Origin of the sequence: Streptomyces sp. NBC_00659, from assembly GCF_036226925.1 — a bacterium.
Taxonomy (GTDB): Bacteria; Actinomycetota; Actinomycetes; order Streptomycetales; family Streptomycetaceae; genus Streptomyces.
In genome coordinates this window covers 4,483,366-4,498,098 of record NZ_CP109031.1, presented here as the reverse complement: position 1 = coordinate 4,498,098, position 14,733 = coordinate 4,483,366, and the positions used below count along the sequence as shown (strand labels likewise).

Here is a 14,733-nt window from a genome sequence, read left to right as displayed (position 1 = left end):
GGAGCCGCCGGGTTCCTGAGGGACCCGGCCGGTTCCGGAGCGGGAGCCGGGCATCAGGGAAACGCCAGCGCGTCCGGTCCGAGGGGCGGTACCAGCCCCTCGGCCGCCGCACGCGTGAGCAGCCCGCGGACCGCCGCGTATCCGGGCTCGCCCAGATCGGCCGTGAACTCGTTGACGTACAGGCCGATGTGCTGGTCCGCGACGCCCGGGTCCATTTCCTGAGCGTGCTCCAGGACGTAGGGGCGGGAGGCCTCGGGGTCGTCCCAGGCGGCGCGGACCGAGGCGCGGGCGGCCTCGGCGAGCTCCAGGAGCCGCTCGGCCCCCAGCGACCGCCTGGCGATGATCGCGCCCAGCGGGATCGGCAGCCCCGTGGTGTGCTCCCAGTGCTCGCCCATGTCGGCGAGCTTGTGCAGCCCGTAGTTCTGGTACGTGAAACGCGCCTCGTGGATGACGAGTCCCGCGTCGACCTTCCCGTCCCGCACGGCCGGCATGATCTCGTGGAACGGCATGACCACGATCTCGCCGACCCCGCCGGGAACCGTGTCCGCCGCCCACAGCCGGAACAGCAGATACGCCGTCGACCGCTCGCTCGGCACGGCGACCGTGCGGCCCGTCAAGTCGGTGCCGGCCTCCTTCGTCAGCACCAGCGGCCCGCAGCCCCGCCCCAGCGCGCCGCCGCACGGCAGCAGCGCGTAGTCGTCGAGGACGTACGGCAGCACGGCGTACGACACCTTCAGCACGTCGAACTCGCCGCGCTCGGCCATGCCGTTGGTGATGTCGATGTCCGCGAAGGTCACGTCGAGGGAGGGCGCGCCGGGGACGCGGCCGTGTGCCCAGGCGTCGAAGACGAAGGTGTCGTTCGGACAGGGCGAGTAGGCGATCCGCAGGGCTTCGGCGGATTCAGTCGGTGTGCTCATGAGGGTTCCAACTCTCCAGCAGGGGCCCCAGCTTCCCGAAGGCGCCCGTGAGGGCCGCGAGGGCGTCGCCGATGCGCCACGCGGCGCGGTCCCGCGGGCCGACGGGATTGGACACCGCGCGGATCTCCAGCACCGGCACACCGTGGGCGGCGGCGGCCTCGGCGACCCCGAAGCCCTCCATCGCCTCGGCGAGGGCACGCGGGTGCCGGGCACGCAGTTCGGCGGCACGTGCGGCGCTGCCGGTCACGGTCGACACCGTGAGGACTGTTCCGACGAGGGCGGCGGTGACGGCCGCGGCTTCTCGGACGAGTGATTTCGGGGGCCGGTGGCTGACGGTCCCGAAGCCGAGCTCGGTGACCGGCAGGAAGCCCTCCGGCGCCTCGGCGCCCAGGTCCGCCGCGACGATGTCGTCGGCGACCACGAGCGATCCCACGGGCGCGCCGGGCTGGAAGCCGCCGGCGATCCCCGCGCAGACGACGAGGCGGTAGGGAGTGCCGCCTAGGGCGGCGGCGGTCAGTGCGGCGGAGACGGAGGCGGCGGCGAGCGCGGGGCCGACACCGGCGGCGAGCAGATCGTGCCCGCCGGTCCGGTGGAGCGTCGCCCCCGGGAGCCGTATCTCCCGCGCCGTGCCGGACGACGCCGCGGCCACCGCTTCCCGCTCCGCGGGGACGGCGGTGGCCACGAGCACACTCGGCCCGGCGGCGGCGATCAGTTGTCCGTGTCCTTCTTGAACTTGAAGGACCACAGGCCGGTGGCCGTCGCCTTGCCCTCCTTGATGGAGACGAGCGTCGAGCTGCCGGTGGCGCCGTACTGCTGGTTGAAGAAGACGCTGCCCGGAATCGTCAGGTACGTCTTCTTGGTGGTTTCGGGCAGCAGCTGCTGCCCGTTCATCAGGAGCGTCCAGCCTTTGTCCGCGATGTCCGGGTCCACGCCGAACCGCACGGTCGCGTCGGGGTCGACGGTGATGGACTTGATGTCCTTGGACCGCAGGCAGCCCGACAGGTCCGTGGCCTTCAGGGCGTCGCCGTCGTTGTAGCAGTCGGCCTCGGAGCTCACCGACTTGTCGCCGACCGTGACGGTGGCCATCGGGGTCGGTTTGTCACAGGCGGACAGGACGAGGAGTCCGGCGGAAACGGCGCCGACCGTGGCGACGGCGCGGCGACGGCGCGCTGCGCGTTGTCCATTAGCGGCTCTGCCGCGGGGCAGGGAGGTCATGACCGAAGGCTATCGGGCAGGCCCACCGGTGCCCCCACGTGGGGTGCGGCGTGCCGTGTGTGGCCCCCGCGCGGCTCAGGAGACGTGACCGCGGGCCGATCCGCCGCGCCGTGCCACCTGGAGCAGTCCCCGCACGGTCGTCAGCCACCCCACGGCCACGATCCCGGCCGCCACCGAGAGGCCGAGCGGGCCGTTGAGCGGCATCGCGATACCGACGGCTCCGCCGAGCACCCAGGCCATCTGGAGCAGCGTCTCGGAGCGTGCGAAGGCCGAATTCCGGACAAGTTCGGGGACGTCTCGCTGGATCAGGGCGTCCAGGGACAGTTTGGCGAGGGCCTGGGCGAAGCCGGCGATCGCCGCGAGGCACGCCACCATCAGGGTGCCGAAGAAGAGCGCCGCCGTGATCGCGGTGGCCAGCACGACCGCCACCACCGTCACGATGATGATCTCCGGGGAGCGCTGCTTCAGCCAGGCGCCGACGGCCGTGCCGATCGCGTTGCCCACTCCCGCCGAGACGACCACCAGGCCGAGCGAGACCGCGGCGGTCTTGCCGGTGAGCGGGCTCTCGCGCAGCAGGAAGGCGAGGAAGAAGATCAGGAAGCCGGACAGACAGCGCAGTGAGGCGTTGGCGCCCAGAGCGTGGGTGACGGCCGTCCCCACGGTCCGCAGCCCGGGGCGCGGGGGTTTCTTCAGGCGCGGGCCGTGCAGATGGTCGGGGTCGGCGGCGAGCAGCGCCGTGTCCTCGCCCTTGGCGGAGTCGACCTTGGGCGGCAGCGAGAACGACAGGAACGTGCCCGCGATGAAGATCGTGAAGGCGCCGTAGAGCGGATAGCGCGCCCCCAGCGAATGGAGCAGGACGGCGATCGGCCCGGCCACACCGGTGGCCAGGAGCCCGCCCAGAGTGACGCGGGAGTTCGCCTTGACCAGGGAGAACGTGGGTGGCAGCAGCCGGGGTACGACGGCGCTGCGCACCACGCCGTACGCCTTGGAGGCGACGAGCACGCCGAGCGCGGCGGGATACAGCTCGAAGGTGCCGGTGACGACCGCGCCCGACAGCATCAGGGCGAGCATGGCCCGAGCGAGCATCGAGCCCGCCATCGCGGCCCGCCGGCCGTGCGGCAGACGGTCGAGCAGCGGGCCGATCACGGGGGCCAGGACGGCGAAGGGCGCCATGGTGATGCCCAGGTAGAGGGCGACTCTTCCGCGGGCCTCGTCGGTCGGCACGGAGAAGAACACGGTGGACGCCAGAGCCACCGTGATCATGACGTCGCCCGCGCCGTTCACCGCGTGCAGTTCGATCAGTTTCCCGAGGCCGGACTCGCCCGCTCCGTGCGCGTGCGTCGCCTTGCGGATGCCGCGGGCGGTCCGTGTCACCGGGAAGTGCAGGGCACGACCCACCGCACGGACGGATCCGGTCACCCGGCCCGATCCGCCACTTCGGTTGTTCCCCTTGGAGCCACCGACACCGGTTGCTCCCTGGGGTGACCTTGCGGACGCCACTCCGCCATAGTGCCCCGACTTCGGGGTGCGTAGTGCGGTTACCGCGCGTATGGGTGCCGAGTGGGGCCCATCGGACTGGGCGAGACGGGTGGGCGGATGGGAAACTTCTGACGTGGAGCGGCGGGGAACGGGCTGCGGAGCGGCCGGGTCCGGGAGCCGTGGAGCGGCGAAGATCCCGGCGCGGAGCGCCGAAGACGGCCGCCGGTGTGGGCCCAGGGGCCAGGAGAAGGTAGCGTGCGTAACGCGCCTGCGGCGATTGTTCTCGGCCGCGCGCCTCTCGGCCATCCCGCAGAATGGATGGCGTAGGTGCGCCCGAGTGCGATCGGGCGCGGACGTCGACGCGGCCCACCGGTCCGCTCCGTCCGCACCCCCGCCGGAGGAATGGCGCACCCGTGAGACGGCGTAGGAGAGAAGCGATACCTGTGAGCGCAGCGACAACGCGAAGCCGCACCCCTGACCGCCTGTGCGCAGAGGCCGTCGATCTCGCCCGCGCGGCCGCCGAGGAAGCCGCGTACCCCGGCGTCGTCGGCGAGCACCTCGGGCTGGTCTCCGAGGGGGACCGCGTTGTCACGCACTACTTCGAGTGCAAGGAACCCGGGTACCGCGGCTGGCGCTGGGCGTCGACCGTGGCCCGCGCCTCCCGGGCGAAGATCGTCACTCTTGACGAGACGGTTCTGCTGCCCGGCACGGACGCTCTGCTGGCCCCCGAGTGGGTGCCGTGGAGCGAGCGGCTCCGCCCCGGCGACATGGGACCGGGGGACCTGCTCCCCACGGACGCCGAGGATCTGCGGCTGGAGCCGGGCTACTCCGGCGAGGACGAGCCCGCGCCGAACTCCGCGGTCTCCGAGGACATGGCCGAGCTGGTGGAGGCGGAGGACGCGGAGGTGACCGCGGGAACGCCCGCGAACCTGCCGATGGCTCCGCGCCGGGGCTCGATCGCCGCCGTGGCCGAGGAACTGGGGCTGCGCCGGGCCCGGGTGCTCTCCCGGTACGGGCTGCATGTCGCGGCCGACCGCTGGGAGGACTCGTACGGCGCCAAGACGGCGATGGCGCAGGCCGCGCCCGCGACGTGCGTGAGCTGTGGCTTCCTGAACCGTATCGGGGGCTCGCTCGGACAGGCGTTCGGTGTCTGTGCGAATGAGTTCTCGCCGGCGGACGGGCGTGTGGTGTCTCTCGCGTACGGGTGCGGTGGGCACTCCGAGGCGGCGGTCATGCCGACGCCTCCGCGGCCGCCGCTTCCGGTGATCGACGAGACCCAGGTCGACCCCTTCCCGCTCCGACCGTCCCCCGACTCGGGCTCGGTGCCGGCCACCACGGACGAATCCACGGCGGAACTGGGCCACTCGTAGGTTTCACCCGGGTCCGGGGGGACCAGTGCTTTTCACTGGCCCCGGGGCCTGGAACCGGTGCTTTTCACTGGTCCCGGGGCCAGGAACCGGTGCTCTCACCGTTCCCGGCACGGGTGTACCCCCAGCCGGGTGTACCCCCAGCCTTCTCTCGCCCCCTCCGCCCCTACCCGTCCCGTACCTGGGGCTCCGCCCCAGACCCCGCTCCTCAAACGCCGGAGGGGCTGGATCTTGCCCCCGCAGCCAAAAGTGGTCCGTACGGACCGGATCTCGCACCCGCAGCCGGGATCCGGCGTGAGGGGCCGTGCCGGTACATCGGATGCCCGTCGCTTACGTTCGGATCGAGCAGCGGCTCCCCGGAAAACTCACGTCTGATCCAACGGCGACGGGCGGATGTACCGGCACGGCGCCGCCCCCCCACCGAACCGGACCGAGACCCGCAGACGCCAGCGCAGCGAACCGGCACGCGGACCCCGCCCGGAGCGGGGGACAGCGCGCGGTACCTTCAAGCCGCGACCCGGTGCAGCATTCGCGGTCGCGCCAGGCTAGAGGGAGAGTGAACCCGTGAGTAAGTTCGTGCGGCCTGCTGCCGAGGGTGCGGACCCGTTCGGCACGGCCCGCCTGCGCCGCGGAGTACTGGACGCCTGGGCGACCAGCCCGGCCAGGTTCCGCGAGGACGCCAACGCCGAGGAGGACCTGGTCCTCGGCGGGTACCGCGACCGGCTCGTCGTGGAACTCGCCCAGAACGCCGCGGACGCCTCGGCCCGCGCGGGCACCCCGGGACGGCTGCGTCTCACGCTCCGCGACGGCGTCCTGGTGGCGGCCAACACCGGCGCCCCCCTCGACGCGGCCGGCGTCGAGTCCCTCGCCACCCTCAGGGCCTCCGCGAAGCGGGACGCGCACGACACCGCCGTGGGCCGCTTCGGCGTCGGCTTCGCCGCGGTCCTCGCCGTCACCGACGAGCCCGCCGTCGTCGGCCGGCACGGCGGCGTCCGCTGGGCGCTCGCCGAGGCCCACGACCTCGCCGCCGGCATCGCTGCGGACAGCCCCGGTCTCGGCGACGAGATCCGCCGACGGGACGGCCATGTGCCGCTGCTGAGGCTGCCGTTCGCGGCCGAGGGCACCGCCCCGGACCCGTACGACACCGCCGTGATCATGCCGCTGCGCGACACCGCCGCGGAGGATCTCGCCGAGCGCCTCCTGCGGACCATCGACGACGCCCTCCTGCTGGCCCTTCCCGGCCTGGAGGAAGTGGTGGTGGAGATCGGCGACGCGGAGATCCGCACCCTGCGCCGGACCGCCGCCGAGCACGGCGCCCTCATCGACGACTCCCGCGACGGCACCACCCGCTACCGCACCGTCGCGGCGCACGGCCCCCTCGACCCCGCCCTGCTCGCCGGCCGCCCGGTCGAGGAGCGGCTGCGCCCGCACTGGTCCGTGACCTGGGCCGTCCCGGTCGACCCGGAGGGATCCCCGGCCCGCCCGAGGACCAGCCCCGTCGTGCACGCGCCGACACCGAGCGACGAAGCCCTCGGCGTCCCGGCGCTCCTCATCGCCTCGCTCCCCCTCGACACCACCCGGCGTCACGCGGCCCCCGGCCCGCTGACCGACTTCCTGGTGGAGCGCGCGGCCGACGCCTACGCCGAACTCCTCGCCGACTGGCGGCCGGTGGACACCGGGATCATCGACCTGGTGCCCGGCCCGCTCGGCAAGGGCGAACTCGACGGAGCGCTGCGCCGGGCGATCCTGGACCGGCTGCCGCGCACCGCGTTCCTGCCGCCCGCCACCCCGCCGGCCCGGCTGCCGGACGTCGACGCCCCCGAGGACTGGCCCGGGAGCAGCCCCGCGGAGAACCCCGCCGCCCTGCGGCCGCGCGACGCCGAGGTGGTGGAGGGCGCGGGCGCCGAGACCGTCCGGGTGCTCGCGGAGGTGCTGACCGGCCTGCTGCCGGCCGGGCTCGAACGGCGGGTGGAGCTGCGCACGCTGGGCGTCGCCCGGGTGCCGCTCACCGAGGCCGTGGACCGGCTGGCCGGCCTGGAGAAGGACCCGGAGTGGTGGTACCGCCTGTACGACAGCCTCGCCGGGGTGGACCCGGACCGGCTGTCGGGACTGCCGGTGCCGCTGGCCGACGGCCGTACGACGATCGGGCCCCGCCAGATCCTGCTGCCCACCGCCGAGGGGTCCCTGGTGGCCCCCGGCACGCTCGCCCGGCTCGGCCTCAAGGTCGCGCACCCGGACGCGGCCCACCCCCTGCTGGAGAAGCTGGGCGCTCTCCCGGCCTCGGCCCGCGCGGTGCTCACCACCCCGCAGGTGCGGGCCGCGGTGGCCGCCTCGCTCGACGACGAGGGCGGGGCGTGGGACGAGGACACCCTGGACGCGGAGGAGCTCGCGGACACCGTTCTCGCGCTGGTCCGTGACGCCGCGCTCGAACCCGGCGACGAGCCCTGGCTCGGTGCTCTCGCCCTGCCGGACGAGGAGGGTGAGCTCGTGCCCGCCGGTGAACTCGTCCTTCCCGGCAGCCCGTTCGCCCGGATCATGCGCGAGGACGAACTCGCCCTCGTCGACGCCGAGCTCGCCGACCGCTGGGGCGAGCAGCCCCTCGCGGCCTGCGGCGTGCTGGCCGGCTTCGCCCTGGTGCGGGCCACCGACGTCGTCCTCGATCCGGACGAACTGGAGCCGCGCGAAGGGGACTTCGCCGAACCCGACGACGCGGGGCTGCTGGACGCGGTGGACGTGTGGTGCGAGGACGTCCTGGACCGGCTGCCCGACTCGCCGGTGCCGCCCGTCGCCACCGAGATCGTGGCCGTACGGGATCTGGACCTGGTGGACGACGACCGGTGGCCGGAGGCCTTGGCGCTGCTCGCCCAGCCGCCGCTGCGGGACGCGATCATCCAGCAGGTGCGCGTCCTGCTTCCGGACGGCACGCACGAGATCGTCCGCCCGTACACGGCGTGGTGGCTGCGCGGGCATCCGGTGCTCGACGGGCGCAGGCCGGCCGGTCTACTGGCCTCCGGCGGCGATCCGCTGCTGCGCGGCCTGTACGACGAGGCCGACGCGACCGGCTTCGACGACGAGCAGGTCCTGCGGGCGCTCGGTGTCCGTACGTCCGTGGCAGCCCTGCTCGACGAGCCGGGCGGCGCGGCCGAACTGCTCGACCGGCTCGCCGACCCCGGACGCCGGGTCTCCGGAGCCCAACTGCACGCCCTGTACAGCGCGTTGGCCGATCTCGACCCCGAGCGCGTGACCCTGCCGGACGAGCTGCGGGCGGTCGTGGACGGCGAGGTGAAGGTCGTGGACGCGGCCGACGCGATGGTCGTGGACTCACCGGATCTCCTGGCGTTCACCGACGGGGTGCCGCTGCTGCCGGTGCCGCCGTCACGGGCCGCGGAGCTCGCCGAGCTGTTCCAGGTGCGGCGGCTCAGTGAGTCCGTCACCGGCGAGGTGACCTCGGAGGGCACCGAGCACGACGTACCGGAGTCCGTACGGGTCCTGCTGGGCCCCGCGACCCCCGCTTCGTACGTCGAGCACGAGGAGCTCGTGGTCGACGGAACCGAACTCGACTGGCGCCGGAGCCGGGACGGGGTGCTGCACGCCGCCACCCTGGAGGGTGTCGCCGCCGGGCTCGCCTGGTCGGCGGGCCAGTGGCCGCGCCGCTTCGAGGTGGCCGCCCTGCTCGAGGACCCGTCCCGCACGGAGGAGCTGGCCCGGGACCGCTGGTTCGACTGACCCCGTGACCGCTGGTCCGACCGATCGTCCCGGCCGACTGTTCACGGCGGACCGGGCGGTCGGGCCGGTCGGGTTCCGCCGTATTTCGGACGGCGCGTTTCGCCCGGTCCCGGGAATTCCGGGGCCGGGCTGTGCTCTGGGTTTCGCCATCCCCGCGTAACGCGAACCTAAAAACTGCGACTCCTTCACCCCGCCCGTACAACCAGTCCCACCCCTCACTAATCTCATCTCTTGAGTCAGCAGACTCATCGATCACTTGGGTCCCGTGCCGACGACGAGCCGTGAGGAACGACCACCGCCGGGACCCCCTTTCTCCACTTGGGGAACCCCATGCGCATACGAGCCACCGTGGCCGCCGTCACCGGCGCCCTGGCCCTCTCCGCTCTCGCCGTGCCGGCCGCGCAGGCCGCAGGCAACTCGGTGTCCGGCGTCACCTTCTCCAGCGTCGTGATCAACAGTGGTAAGAACATCGTGGTCGGCGCCTCCGCGCAGGTCACGATCAGCGCGACCTACACGGTGACGCACCCCTCCAGCGTCAGCCTGAGCTCCTTCGCGAGCGGCCCGATGCTCTACCGCGGCACCTCGGTCACCTCGCCGACCGACGTCGTCTTCGGCGACGAGCCCGGCACCTGCACCGCCTCCTCCTCCACGGTGGCCAAGTGCACGGCCAAGATCGAGTTCCGTCCGGCCGGCTCCGCCGAGGTGGATCTGACCGACGCCCAGGCCGGTGCCTGGAAGGTCGGCGCGCTCGCCATCGACGACAGCGGCAACGACAAGTGGCAGGGCGACCTGGGCACCAAGAACGTCCAGCGTCTGTCCAAGCTGACGGTCAACGCCGCCCCCGAGCCGGTCAAGAAGGGCAAGACCGTCACGGTCACCGGCGCCCTGACCCGCGCGAACTGGGACAACGCCAAGTACCAGGGCTACACGGGCCAGTCGGTGAAGCTGCAGTTCCGCAAGAAGGGCAGCACCACCTACACCACGCTCAAGACGGTCAAGACGGACAGCTCCGGCAACCTGAAGACGACCACGACGGCCACCGCCGACGGTTACTTCCGCTACAGCTTCGCGGGCACCACGACCACCCCGGCCGTCAGCGCCGGGGGCGACTACGTCGACGTGCAGTAACACCTGAACACGCGGTACCGCCTGAACGCGCGGTACCACCTGATGTCACCGGAAATCCCCGGCCTTTAGGCCGGGGATTTCTGTTTGTCCCGATCTCCGTCCCGATCTCCGTATGGACCGCACAAAGATTTCATCTCTCGTGCAACCATTCGAGCACCCCGGCGATCTTTCCCAACGAGTCATCAGACTCCGCCATCACCTGGGCCCCTGTGACCGCGAGCCGTGAGGAACGACCACAACCGGGCCCTGTCTTCACTGGGGGATCGCATGCGTCTTCGTGCCACCGTGGCCGCCGTCTCCGGCGCCCTGGCTCTCTCCGCCTTCGTCGCGCCGGGCGCCCACGCCGCCGGCTCCACCGACCACCGCGCGGACATCGCCAAGGTGCAGGATGCCGCCCGCAGCGCCTCGGGCAAGGCCGCGTACACCGGATCCACGGGCGCCACCACCGGCACTCCCTACGCCCTCGACCTCTCCTTCTCGAACGTGAAGGTCAACAACGGCAAGCCGATCGTGGCCGGTATCGCCAACCAGGTCACCGTCCCGGTCACCTTCAGCGTCAAGCACGGCGCCTCCGTCGACATCACCGCCGACGACTTCTTCCTGGACGTCGAGCTCTACCGCGGCTCCTTCGACGAGCCGGTCGGCGTCCTGGTCGGTGACGACTTCCCGTCCTGCTCCGTCACCTCGTCGACCACCGCCACCTGCAAGAGCACCATCGACATCTACCCGGGCGACGAACTGGTCAACGCCGACGCCACCACGTGGAAGGCCATGGGCCTCGCGGTCGCCTTCAACGGGGTCGACCCGAGCGACGACGACGCCGACCTGAGCAAGGTCGGCTACATCGACCAGGACGCGCTCACCACCAGCAAGCTCCAGCGCTACTCCAAGCTGAGGGTCGACGCCGCGCCGGAGCCGGTGAAGAAGGGCAAGACCGTCACGGTCACCGGCAAGCTCACCCGCGCGAACTGGGAGCTGCACGACTACTACGGCTACACGGGCCAGTCGGTGAAGCTGCAGTTCCGCAAGAAGAACAGCAGCACCTACACCACCGTCAAGACCATCAAGACGGACAGCCACGGCAACCTGAAGACCACCACGAAGGCCACCGTCGACGGTTACTTCCGCTACAGCTTCGCGGGCACCGCGACCACCCCGGCCGTCAGCGCCGCGGGTGACTACGTCGACGTGCGGTAGCACCTGATCGCCGCCTGCGGTCGCACCTGATCCGGTCCCGTGATCCCGTCGCGTGACCCGGTCACCTGATCCGACCTGAATCCCCGGCCCTCCTCGGGCCGGGGATTCCTGTCTGTCCCTGCCCGCTCGTACGGCCGCAGAAAAAAATTCATCCGGCGTACAACTATTGGTGGTCCTGAGCGATCTTCTCTTCCGGGTCATCAGACTCCACCATCACTTGGGCCCCTGTGGTGACGAACTGTCAGGACTGGCATCGCCGGGGCCCCACTCCTTACGTGGGGAACGCATGCGCATACGTGCCACTGTGGCCGCCGTCTCCGGCGCCCTGGCTCTGTCCGCTCTCGCTGTGCCGGCCGCGCAGGCGGACGGCCATGGGTCGCTCGCCTCGATGACGCCGTCCACCTCGAAGATCACGCCGTTCACCGGCTCCACGCCCGCGGACGAGGTCGTCGGCGACACCAAGATCACCGGTGTCACCGTGAACAGCGGCAAGGACATCGTCGTCGGCACCACCCAGAAGAAGACCTTCACCATCTCGGTGTCGGCCACCGACCCGACCGGCATCTACGACGGCTACGCCATGCTGTGGCACGGCTCGGACCTGGACAACGTCGACGGCGCGATCGTCCCGGACGCCGAGATGGGCACCTGCACCGCCACCGGCGCCACCACCGGGACCTGCAAGGTCACGGTCATCGCCGACCCGAACGACAACATCTACGCCAACATCCTGGCCGGTACCTGGAAGGTGTGGGCCGGCGCCATGGGCAACGACGGTGACTACACCATCATCGACGCCTACAAGACCGCCCGGGTGCAGCGCGCCTCCACGCTGACGGTCAACGCCGCGCCGGAGCCGGTGAAGAAGGGCAAGACCGTCACGGTCACCGGCAAGCTGTCCCGCGCCAACTGGGACGACCTCCAGTACCACGGCTACACGGGCCAGCCGGTGAAGCTGCAGTTCCGCAAGAAGACCAGCAGCACCTACACCACGCTGAAGACGGTCAAGACGGACAGCTCCGGCAACCTGAAGACCACCACGACGGCCACCGTCGACGGTTACTTCCGCTACAGCTTCGCGGGCACCTCGACCACCCCGGCCGTCAGCGCCGCGGGTGACTACGTCGACGTGCAGTAACACCTGATCGCTTGACATCAGCGGAGATCCCCGGCCCCAGGGCCGGGGATTTTCGTCTGCGGGTGACCACGTCGACGTGCAGTGACCGGACGCACAGCCATCAGGTGACGTAGCCCTACGCGGGCACGCGGCGGTCGACCCGTCTCCACAGGAACTCCAGGACGGCCGCCGCTGTCACCGATATCAGCACCGCGACCCACGGCATCGTCGTGCCGACCAGCTTCAGCGCGAAGAAGTGCTGGAGCCTCGGCACCACGAGCACGAGCAGGAACGCCCCGCCCATCGAGGCGACGAGGCAGATCCGCCACCAGGTGTAGGGCCGGGCGATGATCGCGAGCACCCACATCGAGACCAGGAACAGCGTCAGTGTCGCGGCGCTCGTCTCCGCCTCCAGCGAGCCCTCTCCCGTGTAGTAGTGGCGCGCGATCAGGTACATCGCGAAGGTCGCCGCTCCCGCGACGACGCCGCCCGGGATCGAGTACCGCATCACCCGCCGCACGAAGTGGGGCTGGGCGCGCTCCTTGTTCGGGGCGAGGGCGAGGAAGAACGCCGGGACGCCGATCGTGAGGGTGGACAGCAGGGTCAGGTGGCGCGGCAGGAAGGGGTACTCGACCTGCCAGCACACCACCAGGACGGCCAGCAGCACCGAGTAGACCGTCTTCACCAGGAACAGCGTCGCGACCCGGGTGATGTTCCCGATGACCCGGCGGCCCTCCCCGACCACCGAGGGCAGCGTCGAGAAGCTGTTGTTCAGCAGCACGATCTGGGCCACCGCGCGGGTCGCCTCGGACCCCGAGCCCATGCTCACCCCGATGTCGGCGTCCTTCAGGGCCAGGACGTCGTTCACGCCGTCGCCGGTCATCGCCACCGTGTGCCCGCGCGACTGCAGGGCGCCGACCATGTCCCGTTTCTGCTGCGGGGTGACCCGCCCGAAGACCGTGCCCTTCTCCAGGGACTTCGCCATCTCCTCGCGCTCGTCCGGCAGCCGGCGCGCGTCCACGACCTCGCCGGTGAGCCCCAGCTTCCCGGCGACCGCGCCCACCGACACCGCGTTGTCGCCGGAGATGACCTTGGCCTTGACGTCCTGATCGGCGAAATAGCGCAGGGTGTCGGCCGCGTCCGGGCGCAGCCGCTGCTCCAGCACGACCAGGGCGGCGGGCCGGGCGGCCTCCGCGACACCGGCGTCGTCGAGGTCCTTGGTGGTCCTCGCGAGCAGCAGCACCCGCAGCCCCGCCTCGTTGAGCCGCTCGGTCTCGGCGAGTGCCGCGTCCCCCGGGGCCAGCAGGACGTCGGGGGCGCCGAGCAGCCAGGTGCTCGACTCGCCGTTGCCCTCGCTGAAGCCGGCGCCGCTGTATTTGCGGGCGGAGGAAAAAGGCAGGGACTGGGTGCAGCGCCACTCCTCGCTGTCCGGGTAGGCGGCGATGATCGCCTGGAGGGAGGCGTTCGGCCGCGGATCGGACTCGCCGAGGGCGCCGAGGACCTTGCGCAGATACGACTCGTCGGCGCCGTTCAGCGGCCGCAGCTCGGTGATGTCCATGCCGCCCTCGGTGAGGGTGCCGGTCTTGTCGAGACAGACGGTGTCGATGCGGGCGAGGCCCTCGATGGCGGGAAGTTCCTGTACGAGGCACTGTTTTCGGCCAAGGCGGATGACGCCGATCGCGAAGGCGACGGAGGTGAGCAGGACCAGGCCCTCCGGGACCATCGGCACGATCCCGCCGACGGTCCGCGCGACGGAGTCCTTGAAGCCGTGCTGCTTGACGACGAGCTGGCTGATGATCAGGCCGATGGCGGTCGGGATCATCATCCACGTCACGTACTTGAGGATCGTGGAGATACCGCTGCGCAGCTCCGAGTGGACCAGCGTGAACCGCGAGGCCTCCTCCGCGAGCTGGGCCGCGTACGCCTCCCGGCCCACCTTCGTCGCCGTGAAGGCGCCGCTGCCCGCGACCACGAAGCTGCCCGACATCACCGGGTCGCCGGCGTGCTTGACCACGGGGTCGGCCTCGCCGGTGAGCAGCGACTCGTCGATCTCCAGCCCGTCGGCCTCGGCGCAGGTGCCGTCGACGGCGACCTTGTCGCCCGGCCCGATCTCGAGGAGGTCCCCGAGCACGATCTGCGAGGAACTCACCTCGGCGGCGACCCCGTCCCTGCGGACGGTCGGTTTCACCTCGCCGATCACCGCGAGCGAGTCCAGGGTCTTCTTGGCCCGCCACTCCTGGATGATGCCGATCCCGGTGTTGGCGATGATCACGTAGCCGAACAGGCTGTCCTGGAACGGCGCCACGATCAGCATGACCAGCCAGAGGACTCCGATGATCGCGTTGAACCGGGTGAACACGTTCGCCCGGACGATCTCGCCGACGGAGCGGCTGCTGCGCACCGGGACGTCGTTCACCTCGCCGCGCGCGACCCGCTCGGCCACCTCGGCGGCCGACAGCCCCTCGGCACGCCGGGAGACGGGTATGGGCACCGGGTGAACCGGATCGAGTCCGGCGTCCGCGTCGGTGTGGGTCATGCCCTCGACGGTACGTGCGGATTTGCGGCTTCACCCGCCGAGTGGGCCAAA

At 71.4% G+C, this 14,733-nt stretch carries 10 protein-coding genes; 5 read left to right on the top strand and 5 right to left on the bottom strand.

Annotated elements, in window-relative coordinates:
• Window positions 1-53 precede the first annotated feature (53 nt).
• The 4 genes from OG410_RS19405 to OG410_RS19390 all read right to left on the bottom strand — a co-directional run bounded on the left by OG410_RS19405 (window position 54) and on the right by OG410_RS19390 (window position 3,632).
• Window positions 54-917 carry a 1,4-dihydroxy-6-naphthoate synthase gene (locus OG410_RS19405; protein ID WP_329300348.1) on the bottom strand — a complete coding sequence of 288 codons (864 nt, stop codon included), beginning with the start codon at window positions 915-917 and terminating at the stop codon, window positions 54-56.
• Complete coding sequence (locus tag OG410_RS19400; protein ID WP_329300347.1) at window positions 901-1,599, bottom strand: futalosine hydrolase; 699 nt, start codon at window positions 1,597-1,599, stop codon at window positions 901-903. Before OG410_RS19400 ends, OG410_RS19405 begins: the two co-directional genes overlap by 17 nt.
• Window positions 1,600-1,625: 26 nt before the next feature.
• Window positions 1,626-2,132, bottom strand: a complete 507-nt coding sequence (locus tag OG410_RS19395) for a DUF2771 domain-containing protein (protein WP_329300345.1) — start codon at window positions 2,130-2,132, stop codon at window positions 1,626-1,628.
• 75 nt (window positions 2,133-2,207) lie between these two features.
• Complete coding sequence (locus tag OG410_RS19390; protein WP_329300344.1) at window positions 2,208-3,632, bottom strand: MFS transporter; 1,425 nt, start codon at window positions 3,630-3,632, stop codon at window positions 2,208-2,210.
• 422 nt (window positions 3,633-4,054) lie between these two features.
• On the opposite strand from OG410_RS19390, the gene OG410_RS19385 reads away from it, so the two are divergent.
• The 5 genes from OG410_RS19385 (at window position 4,055) to OG410_RS19365 (ending at window position 12,167) form a co-directional block, all read left to right on the top strand.
• The gene (locus OG410_RS19385; protein ID WP_326787087.1) at window positions 4,055-4,981 is read left to right on the top strand and encodes a DUF3027 domain-containing protein; all 927 of its coding nucleotides are present in this window, start codon (window positions 4,055-4,057) and stop codon (window positions 4,979-4,981) included.
• Between the two features lie 561 nt (window positions 4,982-5,542).
• Window positions 5,543-8,704 (top strand): sacsin N-terminal ATP-binding-like domain-containing protein, encoded by a 3,162-nt coding sequence (locus tag OG410_RS19380; protein WP_329300343.1) that lies wholly within the window; start codon window positions 5,543-5,545, stop codon window positions 8,702-8,704.
• A 330-nt stretch (window positions 8,705-9,034) separates the two neighbouring features.
• Window positions 9,035-9,832 (top strand): hypothetical protein, encoded by a 798-nt coding sequence (locus OG410_RS19375; RefSeq protein ID WP_329300342.1) that lies wholly within the window; start codon window positions 9,035-9,037, stop codon window positions 9,830-9,832.
• A 267-nt stretch (window positions 9,833-10,099) separates the two neighbouring features.
• Window positions 10,100-11,029 (top strand): hypothetical protein, encoded by a 930-nt coding sequence (locus OG410_RS19370; protein WP_329300341.1) that lies wholly within the window; start codon window positions 10,100-10,102, stop codon window positions 11,027-11,029.
• Between the two features lie 286 nt (window positions 11,030-11,315).
• Entirely contained in the window at window positions 11,316-12,167 is an 852-nt protein-coding gene (locus tag OG410_RS19365; protein WP_329300340.1) for a calcium-binding protein, read from the top strand.
• A gap of 115 nt (window positions 12,168-12,282) precedes the next feature.
• Here the strand turns inward: OG410_RS19365 and OG410_RS19360 are convergent, their stop codons facing one another.
• Window positions 12,283-14,682, bottom strand: a complete 2,400-nt coding sequence (locus OG410_RS19360) for a cation-translocating P-type ATPase (RefSeq protein ID WP_329300339.1) — start codon at window positions 14,680-14,682, stop codon at window positions 12,283-12,285.
• Window positions 14,683-14,733: the final 51 nt, after the last annotated feature.

What these genes read in the sequence shown, in the direction of transcription:
- OG410_RS19405 (WP_329300348.1), bottom strand. Translation starts at nt 917, where the DNA reads ATGAGCACACCGACTGAATCCGCCGAAGCCCTGCGGATCGCCTACTCG.
- OG410_RS19395 (WP_329300345.1), bottom strand. Translation starts at nt 2,132, where the DNA reads ATGACCTCCCTGCCCCGCGGCAGAGCCGCTAATGGACAACGCGCAGCG.
- OG410_RS19375 (WP_329300342.1), top strand. Translation starts at nt 9,035, where the DNA reads ATGCGCATACGAGCCACCGTGGCCGCCGTCACCGGCGCCCTGGCCCTC.
- OG410_RS19370 (WP_329300341.1), top strand. Translation starts at nt 10,100, where the DNA reads ATGCGTCTTCGTGCCACCGTGGCCGCCGTCTCCGGCGCCCTGGCTCTC.
- OG410_RS19365 (WP_329300340.1), top strand. Translation starts at nt 11,316, where the DNA reads ATGCGCATACGTGCCACTGTGGCCGCCGTCTCCGGCGCCCTGGCTCTG.
- OG410_RS19360 (WP_329300339.1), bottom strand. Translation starts at nt 14,682, where the DNA reads ATGACCCACACCGACGCGGACGCCGGACTCGATCCGGTTCACCCGGTG.